Below are 17,672 nucleotides of genomic sequence, written 5' to 3'. Positions count from 1 at the left end.
TGGCAATTACCTGTGAAGCTTTACTTCTTCGGCGGCTGGCAGGAATCTCTTGCTACGAGCCGTGCCGGGAAGCTGATGGTGCTGAAGGTAGGTTGCTGTGAATCGCACAGCTCAATCACCTTCTCGACTGCAGCCTTGGACATTTCGTAAATCGGCAGGCGGACGGAGGTCAGCTTGGGATGAATGCGTGAAGCGAGCTGCACATCATCAAATCCCGCGATGGAGATATCCTCCGGCACGGAAATTCCATGCTCGGAGAACGCTTCCATGGCCGATATGGCCATATCGTCGTTCGAGGAGAAGAAGGCCGTAGGCAACGGCCTGCCGGAATTCAGCAGCTTCGTAACCTCGGCATAGGCTGTTTCCTTCAGGAAATCGCCCTGCAGAATGAAATTCTCATTCAGTTCAAGCCCATGACGCTTCAGCGTATCCTCGTATGCCATGTAGCGTTCCCTGCCGGAGTACGTGTTCATCCGTCCGCGGATCATACCAATTTCTTCATGGCCGAGACCGATCAGATACTCAATCGCTTCGACCGTACCCTCATAGTCCTTGGAGTTCACGATGGCCAGATGATTGCGGTCCAGATGCTCCGACATAATCTCCGAAATGTCATAATCAATCAGCACAAGCGGATAATCAAGGCCGACCATCTCCCGCACAATCTCGATATCCTTCTGGGTGCCGACAATAATGCCGCCGTCAATCCGTTTCTGCAGGAAGGCCTGCTTCACCTTCAGGAAGTCGTCGGGAGAGTAGACGGTGTGAATCAGAACATAACAGCCGCGGGCATTCGAAGTGTCAACTACGGCATCAACGAACGGTGCAAAGTAGTTATTCTGATAGATCCGGGTCGTATTCTCTTTCTCGTTCATGCTGATGGCAAACAGCCCGATGGTATCGGTCTTCTTGCCGGCAAGAGCCCGGGCGAAGCTGTTCGGCTCATACTGATGCTGCTCAATCACCTTCAGCACCTTAATCCGGGTCTCCTCAGGGACATTGGAATAGTTGTTGATCACACGGGAGACGGTGCTTCGCGAAACCCCGGCCAGCTTGGCAATATCTTCGCTTCGCATAGTGTACCCCCTCTGTTGTAAACGCGCGTTTATGAACTCATTGTAAAATACTTTTACCTGAAAATCAATCACCTCTGCAAAGAATTATGCCTTGCCGGATTCTCCATTCTGCGTTACAAATAAATGCATCAAGTAACGGAGTCAGGGAAAGGGAGGAATTGCTATTTTTTACTCGTTGAAAAACCGGCTGATTGCATTCTTCGTCGTGCTGCTTGTGCTGTCGTTCGGCACGATGTCGCTGCTGCTGTTCAATCAGTCGCGTTCGATTATCCGGTCGTATATTGAATCGTCGGCACTGGAGAAAATGGACGAGTACGGTTCATTTATCAATATGGCCCTGCAGCAGAGCTATGACTTATCCTCACTGGTCTATAACAGCGATATTACCCAGAAGTGGGATGCGCAGCTCTCGAGTCCAGCCTCATCGGAGGGGCAGAAGATGCTCGCGAATATTACAATGAGCAAGTTTCTGACCCAGACGACGAACAATTATTCGATTGTTTCCTCGGTTAACATTTACCGTGACGAGGGCATGCGGATTGGTGCGGATAATCAGGTGATCACAGATGCCGCGTTTAAGCAGCAGTCATGGTACCGCAATTTCATAGAACACAGCAATCACTGGGTTCCGGCTCATCCCGATCAGGCTGAGATCAAGGGGGCTAAGCCCTATGAGGTAGTCAGCCTGCTGCTGCCGATCGGAATCTTTGAACCGTCGCTGGCAAAGAACGTAATGAAGGTAAATATCAAAGCGGAGTTTCTGCTGGAGCCGCTGAACCGGATACATCTTGGTGAAAGCGGTACCATCTTTCTGCTGAACCAGCAGGGGGAGCCGATATTATCCCAGAAGGAATACAGCACCTACCCGGAAGCGGCGGCTGAGGTGAAACGTGTCCGTGCAGGAGCAGCAGCGCAGGGCGTTGTGTACTTGAAGGATCAGCAGGGCGCTTCCCACATTCTGGTCTATAAAAAGCTGGCCATCACCAACTGGCTGCTGGTCGGCTTCGTGTCGGAGCAGGATCTGTACGCTAAGCTGTTCAAGCTGCGCAACAGCATTATTGTGTTCGCTTCACTGATGTTAATCGCAGCATTTGTGCTGGCTTATTGGATTTCTTATGGCATTACGAAACCGTTGTCCCGCCTGGTGTCGGCTATGCGCCATGTGCAGAAGGGGGATTTCGCGCAAGCGGAGCGGCTGACCCCGCCGGAGCGCAGGATACGCAGTGAGGTGGATTATGCCACCGACACCTTCCGCAATATGGTCAGGCAGCTGCGTGTGCTGATCCGGACCGAGTTTGAACAGAAGCTGCTGCGCCAGCAGGCTGAATACAAAGCGCTGCTGCTGCAGATTAATCCCCATTTCCTGTTCAATACGCTGGAGCTGATGAGCAGTCTGGCGATCCAGCAGCGGACGAAGGAGACGGTTACGGTTATTGAATCGCTGGGCAAAATGCTCAGGTTCTCGCTGCGGATCAGCGAGGATCTGATCCCGCTGCGCGAGGAGCTGAAGTATGTACGCTATTATATGTCCATCCTGGAGGTCCGTTTCGGGAGTGGTCTCGATCTGCGCCTGGAAGAGGAAGGGGAGCTTGATGATCTGGAAATTGTCAAATTCCTGCTGCAGCCGCTGATTGAGAACGCGGTGAAGTACAGCTTCATCCACCAGTCGAATGCCAGAGTGCTGATCTCGGTCAGGCAGGATCAGGACAGGCTGTATCTTGCCGTGGCTGATAACGGCATCGGAATGTCACCTGAGCAGCTGAAGCAATGGAATGAGCAGGCGATGCGCCAGCAGCTGGAGCAGATTCTACAGAGCCAGACCCATCAGATCGGACTGCGCAATGTACTGGCCAGATGCCGGCTGTATTACGGAGGACTGTTCAAATTCAAGATGGATTCAGAGCCGGGGCAAGGCACCCGCATTGAGCTGAGTCTGCCCATCCAGAGGAGGAATGACAATGTACCGCGTATTGATCGTGGATGATGAACCGGAAATCCGCCAGGGGCTCAGGCTTAAGGCAGACTTTGCAGCCTTGCGCCTGTCTGTCATCGGTGAGGCGGGGAACGGGCAGGAGGCGATGGAACGGCTGGCCTGCGAGGCCATTGATATCGTGATCACCGACATGAATATGCCTGTTATGAACGGAGTGTCCTTCCTGGAGGATTGCCGCAGACTGTATCCGGAGCTGAAGCTGATCGTCATTACCGGCTACGAGGATTTCCATTACGCCAGAGCCGCTGTCCGTAATCAGGCGCGTGATTATTTGCTGAAGCCAGTTGCTTCAGATGAGCTGACGGCTGTACTCCGTAAGGTGAAGGAGGAGCTTGATAAGGAGCGTAACAGCCGTGACCAGCAGGCAGTAATAGAGTGGCGGCTGTCCCAGTACTACAAGGAGATGAAGGAACATTTCCTGGTTCATCTGGTCAAGGAGGATGCCGCACAAACGGACGCGCTCAGGGAACGGGCTGTTCTTTTTGAGCTGGGCGAATGGGATGCCGCCGGCGTTTATTTTGTCACTGCCGGACTGCGGGAACGGAGCGGAGCAGCCGCGCAGCCGCCGGAGCGGACCCCCGGCAAGCTGCGGCTGCCGTTCGAGCTGCTCGGCAGGGAGTTTGCAGGCAGGCTGGAGAGCTGCTGCCAGGTATTTACTGATCACAGCTACCCCGGCCTGATTCACTTTATCGTGCAGGAAGGATATACCGCTCTCCCGCAGTTCAGTACAGAGCTGGCCGCCTGCATTACCGCCCATCTGGGCTTTGAGCCGGTGATCGGCTGCAGCAGCCGTAAGTTCTCCTTCCGGGAGTGGAAGGACGGCTTCATGGAGGCGCTGCTCGCCTGGAATCTCTCCGAGCATTCTTTGTATCCGGGAGAAGGTAATTCAGGGCCGGAAGCGGTGCTGACGGAAGAGCTGTCCCGGACTTTGCGCCGCCAGCTTCAGCAGGGGGAGCATGAATGCTTCAGCCGGACCGCTCAACATGAGCTGCAGCAGGCGTTCTCCCGGTCCCGGGCTTGCTTCGTAAAGCTGATTTTCCAGCTGTATCTGCTCGTGGATGCAGCAGCCGGAACTCCTGCAAGCAGGCCCGGATATGACCAGCAGCTGTGGCTGCATCCGGAAAGGGTCCATAAGCTCGACTCGGTGGATAAGGCTGTAAGCTTTCTTACCGGGCTGGCCGGCCAGACATTACATCACCCCCAGGGAGCAGGGGATTCCGATGAATCGGTAATCCGCACAGCCACGCAATATATCGACAGCAACTACATGTATGACCTGAATCTGACGGAGCTGGCCAAACGGTTTAACTACAACTCCTCTTATTTCTCGGAGCTGTTCAAGGCTAAGGTCGGGACAAGCTTCATCGCCTATTTGACTGAAATCCGCATGACGCGGGCCATTCATCTGCTTACGGACACTACACTTGGTCTATGGGATATAGCGGAGCTTACCGGATTCTCTAATGCGAGCTATTTCAGCTCCAAATTCAAGAAGATATACGGGATGGCACCGTCAGACTTCCGCCAGAATCCACCTGAAAAATTCAATAGTCAGCAGCCGAAGAAATAGCATTCAAGCCGGGAGCTGTTATTCCTATAATGAGCCTATATCCACTAAGAAGGAGAAGGCGCATATGAAGACTGCACACAAATCGGCTTTATGGAAAAACAGCGGGACTGCTTACCTGTTCCTGCTTCCCTGGCTGATCGGCTTTTTCGGACTGACACTTGGACCTATGCTGGGGTCCTTCTATCTGTCCCTGACCAAGTACAACCTGCTCAATCCTCCGGCATGGCTGGGCTTTGGCAACTACAAGCACATTTTTACGGCGGACGACTACTTCACGAAATCCCTGGGAGTAACCTTTAAGTATGTCCTGTTCTCAGTCCCGCTCAAAATGGCCTTTGCCCTGCTGGTTGCCGTAGCCTTGAACAAGGGCATCCGGGCGCTGGGCATTTACAGAACGGTGTATTACATTCCTTCCCTGCTGGGCGGGAGTGTAGCAATCGCCATCGTATGGCGGCAGATTTTTGACGGGGAAGGGCTGGTTAACCGCTTCTTAAGCTGGTTCGGGATTGAAGGACCGGCCTGGATCGCCCACCCGAGCTACATTCTGTCCACAATCGTCACCCTGTCGATCTGGCAGTTTGGCTCCGCGATGGTTATCTTCCTGGCCGGGATTAAGCAGATTCCGGCAGATCTGTATGAAGCGGCTCAGGTGGACGGCGCCGGGAAGCTGCGGCAGTTCGGCCGGATCACGCTGCCGATGCTGTCACCGGTCATCTTTTTCAACCTGGTTATGGGGATTATTAATTCATTCCAGGTCTTCACCCCGGGGTATGTCATTGGGGACGGGCGCGGCGGTCCGGTCAATTCTACGCTGTTCTATACGCTCTATCTGTATCTCAAAGGCTTCTCGTTCTTCGATATGGGCTATGCCGCAGCGCTGGCCTGGATCATGCTGATTATCATCGGCCTGTTCACCTCTATAGTGTTCATCACCTCGAAGTTCTGGGTGTTCTATGGCGATGGAAAGGACGGGAGATAAATCATGACTGAATCCAAAACAGTGGTTAAACTCGGCAGGCATGGCATCATTATTCTGTTCGGGCTGCTGATGCTCTATCCGGTACTGTGGCTGCTGTCCAGTTCCTTTAAGCCGAATGCGCTGATCTTCTCGAGTCCCGGCCTGTGGCCGGCAGAATTTACGCTGGAGAACTATGTGAACGGATGGAAAGGGCTGCAGGGCATCTCATTCAGCCGCTTCTTCCTCAACTCGGCAACGATCTCGGTGCTGTCGGTTATCGGTAATATTGTGACCTGCTCGCTGGCGGCGTACGCGTTTGCCCGGCTGGAATTCCGCTTCAAAAGTGTGCTCTTCGCCTGTATGCTTGTGACCATCATGCTTCCGTACCACGTTCTGCTGATCCCGCAATATATTATTTTCAGCAAGCTGGATTGGGTCAACACCTATTTGCCGCTCATTGTCCCGAAATGGCTGGCGCATGATTCGTTCTTCGTGCTGCTGATGATCCAGTTTATCCGCGGCATCCCGAAGGAGCTGGATGAGAGTGCAACCATTGACGGCTGCGGCCAGGGTCAGCTGTATTTCCGGATCATTATTCCGCTGCTCGTTCCGGCGCTGATCACAACGGCGATCTTCACGTTCATCTGGAGCTGGGATGATTTCTTCAGCCAGATGATTTATTTAAGCCGGATCAACCTGTTTACGGTTCAGCTGGGCATCCGTTCACTCTATGACCCTTCCGGCTCTTCCGACTGGGGTGCGCTGCTGGCGATGTCGGTGCTCTCGCTTGTGCCGATTATGACGATCTTTATGCTGTTCCAGAAGCATTTCCTTGAGGGCATCGCTACGACCGGCTTGAAATGAGGTAGACCTGCGCTGCGGGAAGGACCCGAAAAAACCACTAGCGGATACCCGAAGAAATGAAATTCAACTCCGGCCAAGAAATGGTTAGGATAGGGATGCAAGCGATTACAAATATGTGTTGGGGGACGATACCGATGAAAAAAAGCTTAGGGTTCACACTGGCTGCACTGCTCCTCGCAGCAACGACTGCCTGTTCCGGCGGAACTAATAATGCCAAGCCCGCTGCCGGCAGCGGGGACTCTGTTGAACCGGCTGCAGAGCAGGTAGAACTGCGGATTATGTGGTGGGGCGATCAGAAGCGGGCGGACAAGACGAATGAAGCACTGCGCAAATTTGAAGAGAAATATCCGAATATCAAGGTGGTCGGTGAGTTTGCGCCGAACTCCGGCTATTTTGACAAGCTGAACACCCAGCTTGCTTCCGGAACAGCACCGGATGTGTTTTTCCTGGGCGGGAATGTAACGGATTATGCGGAAAAAGGGGTGCTGCTTGATCTCCAGCCTTATGTAGGCAAGCAGCTTGACCTGACGGATATGGACCAGACGATGGTGGAGTACGGCACACTGAACGGGAAGCTGGTGCATATCTCAGCCGGCGCAAATGCCAGAGGCATTGTCATCAACACGGAAATGTTCAAAAAAGCGGGAATGACGCTTCCTGCCGACGGCTGGAGCTGGGAGGATTATTCGCGGATCAGCAAGGAAATAGCCGGGAAGCTCGGGCAAGGGTATTATGGCACCTATAATTTCACGGTGGATGGCATGGATATCTATATGAAGCAGCGCGGCAAGCAGGTCTACGATATGGAGCATGACGCTCTCGGCTTCGAGCAGCAGGATGCGGAGGACTGGTTCAACTACTGGAATGATATGTCGAAGACCGGCGGCATGGTTACCCCTTCACTGCAGGTATCCAATCCTCCTGGAGACACGAGTAAATCGCTTGTTGTTACCGGCAAAGTAGCGATGAGCCTGATTCCGTCCAACCAGTTCGTTGCCCATCAGAATCTCATTCAGGATACGCTGACGATGGTTCAGGTACCGCGCGGACCTAAAGGAACAGGTGTAGTATTTGAATCCAGCCAGGGCTTGTCGGGTTATGCGAAGACCGAGCATCCGGAGGAAGTGGCTACACTGATGAATTACTGGATTAATGATCCTGATGCGGCTCAGATTCTTGGCAGCGACCGCGGAGTTCCTGTAACTTCAAAAATGCGTGATTTGTTAATGAAGGATGCCTCTCCGCTTGAGCAGACCATATATGACTTCACAAGCCGGGTGTCTGAAGCAACAAAGACGGAGCCGTTTGCCATCAGCTATAACCCGCCAAGCTTCACTGAGTTTACCAAGCTGGCTGAAACAGCCGTTCAGGAGATTGGCTTCGAGCAAAAGGATGTTAAACAAGGCGTAGAAGATTTCTATAAAGGGGCTGCGCAGATCTTCGGCAGTAAATAGTATGCACCGGAAGCAGGCTGCCCCGGCAGTCTGCTTCCTTGTCTGTAGAGAAGGCTAAGGATACAGGAGGGGAAGAGATGAACAGTGAGGTGCTGAAGAGGCTTCGCGATATTAATATAGAAGACCGGGTGGGCACTTTGAAAAAAACAGAGGATCTTCTTTCTGTAGAACGCTGGAAGCAGTCGGGTACAGCCTTCACCGCTTCGTCCGAAGAGCTGGAGGATGTCTATTATTCTGCACTGCATAAGCTCATGGATTGTATCGTTCCGATGACCGGAAACAGCCATGTGCTGCATGAAGGAGGGGTCTACCGCGGAAGCTGGCTGGAAAGTACAGGGACGATTAGCAGCGAGCTGCTGTCACGGTTCATGCCGGATGTTGCTGAAGCTACGTTTCTGCTGTTCGCCGATTATCAGCGGGAGGACGGGCTGATTCCTTACAAAATTACTCCGGCAGGTCCGGCTTACCGGCAGATTCAAATGGTCACTCCGCTGGCCCGGAGTGTGTGGAATCATTATGTGCTGAACGGCCGGGACCGGAATTTTCTCAGCAGAATGTATCACGCCATGAGCCGGTTTGACGATTGGCTGGCAACCAGGCGTGATACCCGCGGGACTGGCTGTGTGGAGGCCTTCTGTACCTTTGATACCGGACATGATCTGTCCCCGCGCTTCTGGCATATTCCGGATACACCTCATCTGGACGATGCTGCCCAGTTTAACCCGGATTCCCCGCTGCTGCCCTTGCTGGCACCTGATCTGACCGCGAATGTCTATTGCCAGCGGCTGTATCTGTCGCGGATGGCCGGTGAGCTTGGAGTGAGCGGGGCGGAATGGAGCGCTAAGGCGGTGGCGAGTGTGAAGAGCCTCTTCAGCCATTGCTATGATGAAGCAGATGCCTTCTTCTATGACCGGGACCGGAAGGGCCGGTTCGTGCGGGTGCAATCCGATGTGCTGCTGCGGGTGCTGGCCTGTGAAGTAGGCGACCGGGAGTTTTTTGACCAGGCACTCCGGCGTTACCTGCTGAACACCAGCAAGTTTTTTGCGAAGTATCCCTTCACCTCCATTGCTATGGATGACCCGAGGTTCGACCCTTTCTCAAGCTATAATACCTGGGCCGGGTCCTCCAATTTCCTCAGTATCATCCGTGCGCCGCATGCCTTCGAGCACCATGGCCGTTATGTCGAGCTGACCTGGGTGATGCAGCCCATACTGTCAGCATTATCCCGCATGAAGCGCTTCGGCCAGACGTTAAGCCCATGGACAGGAGAAGAAGGTTATACAGACACCTATTCTCCGGCTATTCTCTGCCTGCTCGACTATATTGAACGGCTATGCGGCATCCTGCCGGCAGGCGGAGAAGAGCTGTGGTTTACGGGATTGCTTCCATATAATATGGATCATGGCCGGGAGCTTGCCCATGAGACCGGCTACCGCCGGGTGGTGGACGGCACAGTCTATGAGCTGTTAACAAACCGGGAGACAGCTGTAATCTACCGGGATCAGGCAGAATACATGTGCTTCCCCTTTGGCGTCCGCGTAGTGACAGACCGGAGCGGGCGGCTGCAGAAGCTGATCGGAATGAGTGTCCGTACAATTGAAGGAAGCATCAGCTATCTGGGGCAGAGCCTCCCGTTCATTATTAAGGGCAACGAACAGCTTGAATATACAGACGGAGGATTCAGCAGCATCAGTGACATTGGAGTGGTATTTCCGGAATACAGGTAAGCTCCGGATGAACTGGACCAGACCATGAAAGGAGAGCTTATGTATGATTGATAATCAAAACCTGCAGATTAGAGATCCGTTTGTGCTGCCGGCGGCAGAACAGGGAATCTACTATTTGTATGGGAGTACTGACAGCAATATCTGGGGCAGGGGCACGGGATTCAATGTATATACAGGAAAGGATCTGGAGCACTGGGAGGGACCGTTCCCGGTCTTCCGCCCGGAGGCGGATTTCTATGCCGAGCGGAATTTCTGGGCACCGGAGGTGTATGCTTACGGGCAGGGATACATCATGTTTGCTACTTTCCGGCGGAAGGATAACGATCTGCTGGGCACGGCTGTTCTTACGGCACCCCAACCGCTTGGCCCGTTCAAGCCGCATAGTGAAGGGCCTGTGACCCCGCAGGACTGGAGCTCACTGGACGGGACGCTGTATGTCGATGCAGGGAACCAGCCCTGGATGATCTTCTGCCATGAGTGGCAGCAAACCGGTGACGGGGAGGTCTGCGCAATGCGGCTGACTGAGGATCTGAAGAGTGCTATGGGTGAGCCGGTTACTTTATTCCGGGCATCCGAAGCACCTTGGACAACCCCGTTTGTATCCGCACGGTATCCGGATCAGATTAATTATGTAACAGACGGACCTTATCTGTTCAGATCCGCTGAAGGCGTGCTGTATCTGCTGTGGGCCAGCTTCATTAATAATAGATACGCACTGGGCATCGTCCGCTCAGCGAGCGGGGAGATTACCGGCCCGTGGATTCATCAGCCAGAGGCGCTCTATCAGAATGACGGCGGACATGCCATGGTCTTCGAGACCTTTGACGGGAAGCTGATGCTGGCGATTCATACCCCGAATCAGACCCCGGAGGAGCGGCCAATTTTCCTGGAGCTGGAGGAGGCTGGCGGGGAGATGCGGATGAAAGGCTGCTGAATCGGCAAATAAAAAAACGATTGCTACCTCAGCCGGGTTAGCAATCGTTTTTTTCATTTGCATAAGGAGGCAGTTTGAATGTACCATCCGCTTCCTATTCGATCTCAATACTCCATGGCCCATCAGCTTCAACGGCAAATACATAAACTCCGTCAGATTTAATGGCCTCAGCTGTAGAACCGGAATAATTCCCAATCTCGTTAACCAGCAGGAAACTATCATTTACTTTGACTACAAAATTTGATTCTCCAACATGTTTGGAAGTGAATTTGGTCAGCTTACTTTGCAGTTTTGCAAAAACAACATCATTGCCTTTGCCGGATAGTTTAGTCGGGGCGCTTTTTATATTATCTGGTATGGATTGTGTAATTTCAGCCTTCCATGATCCATCTGAATCCACATTCAGCATGTATTTTCCGTCTTCTGGAATGACGACTAGAGATTTTCCCTTGTAGGGTCCAATTTCATTTACAAGCATTTCCTTGGAAGCTCCGGTTTCATCGTAAAGGTAGATAACGAAATTTGAATCGCCTGCATCGGTTGCTTCTACGATTGCAATGCCGCTTTTTAAATTGAAGAAATCAGTTGCCTGATCACTTTTACCTTTGAGATGAATGATATCGTCAGGTGCGGCTGCAGTTTCTGGAGTTGCCGTTGTTTTGACAGCCGTGGTTTGCTTGCCAGAGTATAACTTCAATAGCTCATCATACAGCTTCTTTACACTGGCGCGATCATCTTTTTGAATAGCAAATCCCATTTCCTTGAACTTATTCTCGTGTTCTTTAATTGCTGATGAGCTGGCGTTAAAAATAATTTCTAAAGCATCGTCTTTACTCTCATCAGGGATTCCCTTATCTAAATAAAGTTTGGCTGTAGCAAGAGCGTCAGCAATATTTTTTTGATCATAATCAGCATACGTTTGATTAGCGTCACTTTCAGCAGAGGGCGGTTCTTCTGTTGGAGCTGAAGTAAGCGTTGTATCAGGATAACGGCTTTCCACAGACGCTGGTACAATTCCTCCTATTTTTGTGTAGAGCTTCTTTACACTTTGTATATCGTCTTTTTCAATAGAATCTGCAATTTCCAGGTAAGTGTATTTATCCCCGTTGCTTTCTCTCGCTATCACCCGGATTTTCTCGGCAAGATCTTTAGATAGTCCAGAATTCCAGGTATTCGTTCCGAAGTGCTCCAGGTATTCCAATGTCTGATCCTTTACTGAGAAACCCTCAACCTGCAGAGCAGAAGTGGCAGTCGGTGACTGTGCAGAAGTGGCAGTCGGTGACTGTGTAGAAGTGGCAGTCGGTGACTGTGTAGGTGTAGAAGTGACTGTCTGTGACTGTGCTGAGTTAGTAGATCCTCCACATCCGGCTAAGGCTGCCGGTAACGTCAGCAGTGCCATTGCTAAAGCAATTCTAGTTATTTTTGTGTACATGTATAATTTCCCCCAGATTCGTGATAACCCAAATTAGTGTATCAAAAATGGATTATTATTACTATCCTAATTAAGAAGCTTCTTAGTCAAATTTCCTATATTCATTAAAATACCAATAAGAGGAAATGATAAAGGAGCGAAACATTGCAATGAGCAGAAGAACAAGCGGAATGATTTTTATAACTATCTCGGCCTTGCTGTATGCAATCAGGTATATTAGTGAGCTGTTTAACAACATGCTTACCTATGTCGGAGAAGAACCGCGCAAGCTCAGCAAGGCGGCACTTTGGGTGGGAATTGCCTTTCTGGTGTGGGCGGAAGTGGAGGAATATATCAGGAAGTACCGTGTATCCAGGATCAAGTCGCTGCTAAATCCTGATAGCAAAGAGGAGGACAGATGAAAGAGATTTGTTGTTAGTCTTGCTTGAAATATACTCTATTTTGTCCAAACTATAGCTCCTCACTGGCATATTCTATTAGCAGAAATCAGGAGAGGAGGAATAATAATGGCAATAATTATTGATACAGGGGCCAGTACAGCGACGACGGGCAGTCAGACCGTTTCGATTCCTATTCTTTCACCGGCCGGCAATCTGCTCTTGGCCCAGTTTGGCCTTGCAACTGTTACATCAGGCGTTGTCCTGCTGAGTGCTTCCGTTGGCTTCCAGACAACGCTTGGTGTCCCGAGTGTAGTATTTACAATGTACCGTGACGGCCAGCCGATCTTTAATATGGGCTCCAGCGGGCTTGCCCTGCTTGCAATCCAGCCGATTACCATTTCCTTTATGGACAGAAATGTACCTGCCGGATATCACGCCTACAGCCTGGGTGTTGCGAACAACAGCCTGAATATTTTACTGAATACAGCCAGCGTTACGGGACCTGTTACATTCTCAGGCACCTCTATCGGCTAAACCAAATACCGTATTAGCGGAACAACCCGTTGAGACTTAAGCCCAGCGGGTTGCTTCCATACATATACAAAATGTCCCAAACCCGGTATGATCAGCATATAGACTTATATCATGAGAAGAAGGGCTGTGAGAGGAATGTCAACGTATCATGATACATTATTTTTTGGAGGCTTCAGCATATTTATTCTTCTGATCTGGCTAACCTGCCTGGGGCTGGGCATTTATTTATTCGTTCTGGTTGTCAAGCTGGCGCGCAGAGGGATCATAGCTTTGGACCTGTACAACCATGCCAAGAATCTCGAAATCCGCGAACGCTACGAATCCGGCCCGAGAAAAGATGGATTCTAAGCCCAGCATATAAAGGCCTGTATGTACAAAATGCCCTGCTGTCCTGACGGATGGCGGGGTATTTCAGTTGGAGGAGGGAACGGCAGTGGCAGCAGCAGAGTTGAATCCCCGTTCAGTCACATAATGGTCAATGCTCCAAACCCCGAGCTTCGCGCTCTTTGCCTGCTCCTCAATTCTCCTGAACTGAGCTTCGTATTTCACATCCGGCGGGTATACGGCCACTCGGGCCAGGCCTTCTGCGAGCATCAGTTCATTTACCATCTTATCCCCCAGGTACACATAGGCCAGAATACGCCCGTATTGATCCCGCTCAGACATATCACTCTCCAGCTGGACCGTTTGCCCGGTGAGAAGCTCTGTCAAATAATCGCTGGCTTCAGGGCCGAAGGGCTGGACCGATGTATTGGCTCGTTTGGTCTCAGGAGTATCAATAAGAAGAAGCCGGACCTTCTCTACCGAACCATCTTCGGACCTTACTTTGAAGGTATCACCATCGGTCACCGAGAGCACCTCAGCCTCGCGAAATTTATGAGTGTTCAGCGGTTCAGAATAACTGTCCGGTTCTTGTTTGGATAGAACTGCGGTTAACAACGAAATGATAAGAGCTAAGAGGATTAAGCTGTATCTTTTGAGCTGCTTGCGGTTTCTGGAATTGAACATCTGCTAATGACTCCTTTTGCATGGATATGGAGTCTATCTTAGCAGAAACAGCACGGTAAGAGTAGGAATTTACGAGTTTACTACGGCGGAAAGCCCTTGGACCATAACAATCACTCCTGTTAGGACAGAAAGCTGATTGGCGGAATAACATATAGGGTATTATCCGGTAGGCATGCATATCTTACAGGTTGTGTAAGCCGTAGCAAACTTAAGGAGTGAGGGACTTGTATACTAAAAAAATGATCCTGATGTTATCCTTGGTGTTAGCCGTATTTAGTGTTAGTGCCTGCAGCAATGAAGGGGAGAATGCAGCCCCAGAGGCTGTGCAGGCCTTGGCAGCTCCCCAGCCGGCCTCCGGGAATGCTCCGGACACAGCTGATCCCGTTGACGCCGGAGAGAACAAGGGGCTTCCCGATAATCTGCCTGCGGATTTTCCGCTTCCGGAGGATGCAGTGATCTCACTCTCCCATTCCGAAGACAATGAGGGCAGGAAGGCAGCACTTCTGATCTTCACAACAAAAGAAAGTATGGATTCCGTATCGAAGCTCTATAAGGATTATCTATCATCCAGGCTGGGGAGTGATTCTGCACAGACCATCGATGATAAGAATCTGATTATTCAAGGCACTACGAAGGATAATAAGCAGAGCTGGTCGATTATAGGCGGATCTTTGGCCTCGCAAGAAGGCGTCATCGAGCTGAATGTAACCTGGGCAGAAATGTAAAAGCATCTTCCTGATTACATTAATATAGTTGCGTTGAAAAGAGCCGGCATAAGCCGGCCCTCCCTTCAAATCCTATGAATTACGCTGGAGCAATACATATCCGCTAATGCTGGAAGTTTTTTTGCTGTACATAATCTTGAAACCGATATCATTATCCTGCAGACAAGCGAGTGCTGTGCGGAGCAATCCGTTTACCCGCAGGCTGGGCAAGCAGGGCCCGGCATTACCGATAACCCGGCTGGCGGTAATTCTGCGCGCTGATCCGGGAACAAGCGGGTTCCGGCTCCAGGTAATCAACACCAAATCCGTCTGACGTGTAGCCATTTTTGATCTACCCCTTTCTATGAAGCTTCTTGATATAGAATGCCGGGGAGAGCGTAATGTGCTACACAATGGCGGAGAAAGAGGAAATTAGTTATAAGGAAACTGAAGGGATGAAATATGCCCCAAGTGAAATAGTTAGCGAAATAATAAGTGTCGAAAAATGTAAACAAAATAGTATACGCGGACTAATCAGCAGTTATATAATTAGATTGGAATGAAAATTATGTCAGGCGGTGTTGAATTTTGTCGTGGGAACCTCTGGGGTTCATGTTTTTCTCAACAATAGAAACGTTAGCCCTTTACTACCTGATTATGTCACTATTCAGATTCAAATGGAAATGGTACATATGGCAGGTACTATTTGTTATTTTGCTAAACAATCTGCAAAGCTATTTGTTAAGAAATGAACTGGGGATGTCAAATGTTTCACCGCTCATATTGATTTTAATCTTTATTATGTTTTTCTCGGCCGTAGTCAGGATGCCGTTGATACTATCTATTATCGCTACGATATCAGGTTATGCAGTTTTTGCTGTAATTCAGACCATTATTGTTCTGCTTGTATTTGGTTCCATTTCCCGGATTGACAACAATGTGGGCAACGGTTATTTACTTCAGTTGCTGACTTCAGCAGTGGTATTTACCGTGTTCAGCTTCACTTACCGTAAAGGTAAAGGGTTCACATTCGATATGGATAAACTCCGGATGAAGTTAGAAGATATCATTTTATCCGTCCTGATTGTTGGATTTGTGATTGGTATTTCCGTTCTATTGTATTACAAAGAAATCTTGTTAAACGCATTGATTTTTCTGATTATGTCAGTATTTCTTCTATATTACTCAACCCGAAAGGAGCAGGAGGATGCTTGAAGCATTGTCCGGAAAGCTGGCAGCGGGAATAAAAAATATCGTCCCGGAGCACCCGGCATCCTATGCAGTTCTGAAGTTTGCGATCGCTGTCGTGCTGAATGTTGTGTTTATTATTAGTCTTACAGTGGCTGTTTCATTTCTGACGGACAAGACTGGTGAAGCGGTTCAGATTCTGATCTCCTTTGCACTGTTGCGGCAGGTGTCAGGGGGAGTACATCTAAAATCCGGGACAGCCTGTATTTTGTTTACCACTGCGTTATTTACGGTATTGTCCTTTGTAAATGTAAGCCCATTATTTGTCCTGTTAATGAACATGATAAGCTTGGGGCTTGTGCTGTGGCTGGCTCCGATTGGAATTGAACGGCAGACCCGGATTCCCCGTAGACATTGGCCGAAGCTCAAAGTAATAGCGGCACTAATGGTTGTATCGAATATATTTATTGGTTCACCGGTTATTGCGGCCAGTCTGCTGGCACAATCTGTTAGTCTGCTAATCGCCCGAAAGGAGGTGAAATCCTAATGATGAAGTCTCTGCAACGTAAAGCTGTTTATAAGCTTGCTTCCGGCCTTTCTGCTATGGCTGCTCTTCTGGTCCTGGTAACCGCCAGTGTTCTGTATGTGAATCAACCTGAAGTTCCAGAAGAATTACTCAAATAGCATTGGAGTTGATCCCTTTGAGTAGTATATCTGTCACTAGAGACGCAGAGGGAAACACTGGTGTATTCTCACTCGATATTGCTAAAATAACTTATATGGAATTTGAACGAACTATCTATAGGATTATTGTCCATACGTACGATCAGACTTATTATACAGTAGGTACGCTGAAATATTGGGTGAATACCCTAGCCAGTTCAGGATATAATTTCGTTCTAGCGGATAGAAACACATTAATACACGTTTCTAACATTATCCAGCTGGATAAGACATTTCATATTGCTTATTTCGGGGAAGACCACAGAGGCATCGAACAAAAGTGTTTTCTTTCAGAAAAAGGTTATAAAGAAATTCTCAACAACGTCAGAACATCTGATAATGAGGTTAAATTTGTCGAGCTACCCCAGTGGTAGCTCTTTTTTCGTACGTTGATCACAGAGATGCTTCCTAGTCACTTAACCCCTTACCCTCCATGATGCGAGACATACACTTGTCCACCCGTGCTGTACGGGTCTTGGATTGCTTAGGTTCTGTGAAATACGTGATATATTGTCTCTTGCGGCCCGGGGTTAAGGCTTCGAAGGCTGCCTGTAGATCAGGACTTTCATCAAGCCTGGCTTGGAATTCCTCCGGAATGTCGTATTCGGTATCTTTTGTATAATCCACGGTCAGACCGGCACTTTCAACCTCAATCGCATTATAAATGTAATTAGTTATAGTAGCTTCCAAACCGTTAATCTCTTGAATATTCGTGAAGCGGATCTGGCGTCCGGCCTGCACGTTCTTCGTCTGCTGAATCAGAATCCCCTGGGGATCAGGCAGCAGGGAGCCTTTGACAAACATAATGGCACAGTATTCTTTGAACCCGTGGATTAATGCGATATTCCCGCCCTGAAAAGTATAACAAGGCACACCCCACTTCAATTCTTCGGTCAGCTGGCAGCCGAGCAGAACCGACCTGAGTTTCCCGTATTCCTCCTGCCACTGGCTTGCTTTATTGAAGAAAAAATCAACTTTAGGGTTCTTGTCACTGCTGGACATTCGGAAACACTCCCATCTGGTATTATTCATGTTGCAGGTGTTGCTGCTGCATTATATAGTAATTATTTTTGAATAGCAATACTTACTCGTTTACATATATATCCTCTTCTGATAACTTTAAAGTT

At 49.8% G+C, this 17,672-nt stretch carries 20 protein-coding genes; 15 read left to right on the top strand and 5 right to left on the bottom strand.

The features are described 5' to 3' along the window. Positions 1–20: 20 nt before the first annotated feature. Positions 21–1,148, bottom strand: a complete 1,128-nt coding sequence (locus LOS79_RS11385) for a LacI family DNA-binding transcriptional regulator (RefSeq protein WP_315419519.1) — start codon at positions 1,146–1,148, stop codon at positions 21–23. Between the two features lie 91 nt (positions 1,149–1,239). On the opposite strand from LOS79_RS11385, the gene LOS79_RS11380 reads away from it, so the two are divergent. The 7 genes from LOS79_RS11380 (at position 1,240) to LOS79_RS11350 (ending at position 10,576) form a co-directional block, all read left to right on the top strand. Beyond that, a complete protein-coding gene (locus LOS79_RS11380) occupies positions 1,240–3,060 on the top strand; it encodes a sensor histidine kinase (protein WP_397386792.1) in 1,821 nt (606 codons plus the stop codon). After that, positions 3,035–4,639 (top strand): response regulator transcription factor, encoded by a 1,605-nt coding sequence (locus tag LOS79_RS11375; protein WP_315419514.1) that lies wholly within the window; start codon positions 3,035–3,037, stop codon positions 4,637–4,639. The genes LOS79_RS11380 and LOS79_RS11375 overlap by 26 nt, the downstream gene beginning before the upstream one ends. Before the next feature lie 64 nt (positions 4,640–4,703). Beyond that, complete coding sequence (locus LOS79_RS11370; RefSeq protein WP_315419511.1) at positions 4,704–5,618, top strand: carbohydrate ABC transporter permease; 915 nt, start codon at positions 4,704–4,706, stop codon at positions 5,616–5,618. A 3-nt stretch (positions 5,619–5,621) separates the two neighbouring features. Further along, entirely contained in the window at positions 5,622–6,461 is an 840-nt protein-coding gene (locus LOS79_RS11365; RefSeq protein ID WP_315419509.1) for a carbohydrate ABC transporter permease, read from the top strand. A 134-nt stretch (positions 6,462–6,595) separates the two neighbouring features. After that, positions 6,596–7,915, top strand: a complete 1,320-nt coding sequence (locus LOS79_RS11360) for an ABC transporter substrate-binding protein (RefSeq protein WP_315419507.1) — start codon at positions 6,596–6,598, stop codon at positions 7,913–7,915. Positions 7,916–7,992: 77 nt separating this feature from the next. Next, complete coding sequence (locus tag LOS79_RS11355) at positions 7,993–9,642, top strand: MGH1-like glycoside hydrolase domain-containing protein (protein ID WP_315422158.1); 1,650 nt, start codon at positions 7,993–7,995, stop codon at positions 9,640–9,642. Between the two features lie 43 nt (positions 9,643–9,685). Continuing rightward, on the top strand, positions 9,686–10,576 hold the full coding sequence (locus LOS79_RS11350; RefSeq protein ID WP_315419505.1) for a glycoside hydrolase family 43 protein: 891 nt from the start codon (positions 9,686–9,688) through the stop codon (positions 10,574–10,576). 94 nt (positions 10,577–10,670) lie between these two features. Here LOS79_RS11350 and LOS79_RS11345 read toward each other — a convergent pair whose 3' ends face one another. Continuing rightward, positions 10,671–12,008: a hypothetical protein gene (locus LOS79_RS11345; protein ID WP_315419503.1), complete on the bottom strand. Its 1,338-nt coding sequence runs from the start codon at positions 12,006–12,008 to the stop codon at positions 10,671–10,673. Between the two features lie 149 nt (positions 12,009–12,157). Here LOS79_RS11345 and LOS79_RS11340 point away from each other — a divergent pair, with 149 nt between their 5' ends. From LOS79_RS11340 to LOS79_RS11330, 3 genes are all read left to right on the top strand, one after another. Further along, the gene (locus LOS79_RS11340; protein ID WP_315419501.1) at positions 12,158–12,409 is read left to right on the top strand and encodes a hypothetical protein; all 252 of its coding nucleotides are present in this window, start codon (positions 12,158–12,160) and stop codon (positions 12,407–12,409) included. A gap of 105 nt (positions 12,410–12,514) precedes the next feature. Next, positions 12,515–12,922, top strand: a complete 408-nt coding sequence (locus tag LOS79_RS11335) for a hypothetical protein (protein ID WP_315419499.1) — start codon at positions 12,515–12,517, stop codon at positions 12,920–12,922. Positions 12,923–13,057: 135 nt separating this feature from the next. Continuing rightward, positions 13,058–13,270 carry a hypothetical protein gene (locus tag LOS79_RS11330; protein ID WP_315419497.1) on the top strand — a complete coding sequence of 71 codons (213 nt, stop codon included), beginning with the start codon at positions 13,058–13,060 and terminating at the stop codon, positions 13,268–13,270. 63 nt (positions 13,271–13,333) lie between these two features. Here LOS79_RS11330 and LOS79_RS11325 read toward each other — a convergent pair whose 3' ends face one another. Continuing rightward, positions 13,334–13,930 (bottom strand): thermonuclease family protein, encoded by a 597-nt coding sequence (locus LOS79_RS11325; RefSeq protein ID WP_315419495.1) that lies wholly within the window; start codon positions 13,928–13,930, stop codon positions 13,334–13,336. 224 nt (positions 13,931–14,154) lie between these two features. On the opposite strand from LOS79_RS11325, the gene LOS79_RS11320 reads away from it, so the two are divergent. Then, a complete protein-coding gene (locus LOS79_RS11320) occupies positions 14,155–14,655 on the top strand; it encodes a hypothetical protein (protein ID WP_315419492.1) in 501 nt (166 codons plus the stop codon). A gap of 72 nt (positions 14,656–14,727) precedes the next feature. Here LOS79_RS11320 and LOS79_RS11315 read toward each other — a convergent pair whose 3' ends face one another. Further along, on the bottom strand, positions 14,728–14,979 hold the full coding sequence (locus LOS79_RS11315) for a hypothetical protein (protein WP_315419489.1): 252 nt from the start codon (positions 14,977–14,979) through the stop codon (positions 14,728–14,730). Positions 14,980–15,459: 480 nt separating this feature from the next. Between LOS79_RS11315 and LOS79_RS11310 the strand changes: the two genes are divergently transcribed. From LOS79_RS11310 to LOS79_RS33050, 4 genes are read left to right on the top strand one after another with little or no spacing between them, the layout of a single operon-like run. Further along, positions 15,460–15,849: a hypothetical protein gene (locus LOS79_RS11310; protein WP_315419487.1), complete on the top strand. Its 390-nt coding sequence runs from the start codon at positions 15,460–15,462 to the stop codon at positions 15,847–15,849. Beyond that, on the top strand, positions 15,842–16,369 hold the full coding sequence (locus LOS79_RS11305; protein WP_315419484.1) for an accessory gene regulator ArgB-like protein: 528 nt from the start codon (positions 15,842–15,844) through the stop codon (positions 16,367–16,369). Before LOS79_RS11310 ends, LOS79_RS11305 begins: the two co-directional genes overlap by 8 nt. Then, on the top strand, positions 16,369–16,506 hold the full coding sequence (locus LOS79_RS11300; protein ID WP_315419482.1) for a cyclic lactone autoinducer peptide: 138 nt from the start codon (positions 16,369–16,371) through the stop codon (positions 16,504–16,506). The genes LOS79_RS11305 and LOS79_RS11300 overlap by 1 nt, the downstream gene beginning before the upstream one ends. A gap of 2 nt (positions 16,507–16,508) precedes the next feature. Beyond that, positions 16,509–16,919, top strand: coding sequence for a LytTR family transcriptional regulator DNA-binding domain-containing protein (locus LOS79_RS33050; protein WP_397386748.1), 411 nt, complete (start codon positions 16,509–16,511; stop codon positions 16,917–16,919). A 34-nt stretch (positions 16,920–16,953) separates the two neighbouring features. On the opposite strand, the gene LOS79_RS11295 is transcribed toward LOS79_RS33050, so the two are convergent. Then, complete coding sequence (locus LOS79_RS11295) at positions 16,954–17,547, bottom strand: YdeI/OmpD-associated family protein (protein ID WP_315419480.1); 594 nt, start codon at positions 17,545–17,547, stop codon at positions 16,954–16,956. Positions 17,548–17,672: the final 125 nt, after the last annotated feature.

Source organism: Paenibacillus sp. MMS20-IR301 (assembly GCF_032302195.1).
In the GTDB taxonomy this organism is placed as follows: Bacteria; Bacillota; Bacilli; order Paenibacillales; family Paenibacillaceae; genus Paenibacillus_AQ.
Note: the sequence above shows the minus strand (reverse complement) of the source record. Positions and strands in the feature narration are given on the sequence as shown.

Excerpts from the sequence above, each read along its gene's own strand:
- LOS79_RS11315 (WP_315419489.1), bottom strand. The coding sequence starts at position 14,979 with ATGGCTACACGTCAGACGGATTTGGTGTTGATTACCTGGAGCCGGAAC.
- LOS79_RS11355 (WP_315422158.1), top strand. The coding sequence starts at position 7,993 with ATGAACAGTGAGGTGCTGAAGAGGCTTCGCGATATTAATATAGAAGAC.
- LOS79_RS11295 (WP_315419480.1), bottom strand. The coding sequence starts at position 17,547 with ATGTCCAGCAGTGACAAGAACCCTAAAGTTGATTTTTTCTTCAATAAA.
- LOS79_RS11360 (WP_315419507.1), top strand. The coding sequence starts at position 6,596 with ATGAAAAAAAGCTTAGGGTTCACACTGGCTGCACTGCTCCTCGCAGCA.
- LOS79_RS11370 (WP_315419511.1), top strand. The coding sequence starts at position 4,704 with ATGAAGACTGCACACAAATCGGCTTTATGGAAAAACAGCGGGACTGCT.
- LOS79_RS11350 (WP_315419505.1), top strand. The coding sequence starts at position 9,686 with ATGATTGATAATCAAAACCTGCAGATTAGAGATCCGTTTGTGCTGCCG.
- LOS79_RS11330 (WP_315419497.1), top strand. The coding sequence starts at position 13,058 with ATGTCAACGTATCATGATACATTATTTTTTGGAGGCTTCAGCATATTT.
- LOS79_RS11300 (WP_315419482.1), top strand. The coding sequence starts at position 16,369 with ATGATGAAGTCTCTGCAACGTAAAGCTGTTTATAAGCTTGCTTCCGGC.
- LOS79_RS11345 (WP_315419503.1), bottom strand. The coding sequence starts at position 12,008 with ATGTACACAAAAATAACTAGAATTGCTTTAGCAATGGCACTGCTGACG.
- LOS79_RS11325 (WP_315419495.1), bottom strand. The coding sequence starts at position 13,930 with ATGTTCAATTCCAGAAACCGCAAGCAGCTCAAAAGATACAGCTTAATC.
- LOS79_RS11365 (WP_315419509.1), top strand. The coding sequence starts at position 5,622 with ATGACTGAATCCAAAACAGTGGTTAAACTCGGCAGGCATGGCATCATT.
- LOS79_RS11310 (WP_315419487.1), top strand. The coding sequence starts at position 15,460 with ATGCCGTTGATACTATCTATTATCGCTACGATATCAGGTTATGCAGTT.
- LOS79_RS11375 (WP_315419514.1), top strand. The coding sequence starts at position 3,035 with ATGTACCGCGTATTGATCGTGGATGATGAACCGGAAATCCGCCAGGGG.
- LOS79_RS11305 (WP_315419484.1), top strand. The coding sequence starts at position 15,842 with ATGCTTGAAGCATTGTCCGGAAAGCTGGCAGCGGGAATAAAAAATATC.
- LOS79_RS11340 (WP_315419501.1), top strand. The coding sequence starts at position 12,158 with ATGAGCAGAAGAACAAGCGGAATGATTTTTATAACTATCTCGGCCTTG.
- LOS79_RS11335 (WP_315419499.1), top strand. The coding sequence starts at position 12,515 with ATGGCAATAATTATTGATACAGGGGCCAGTACAGCGACGACGGGCAGT.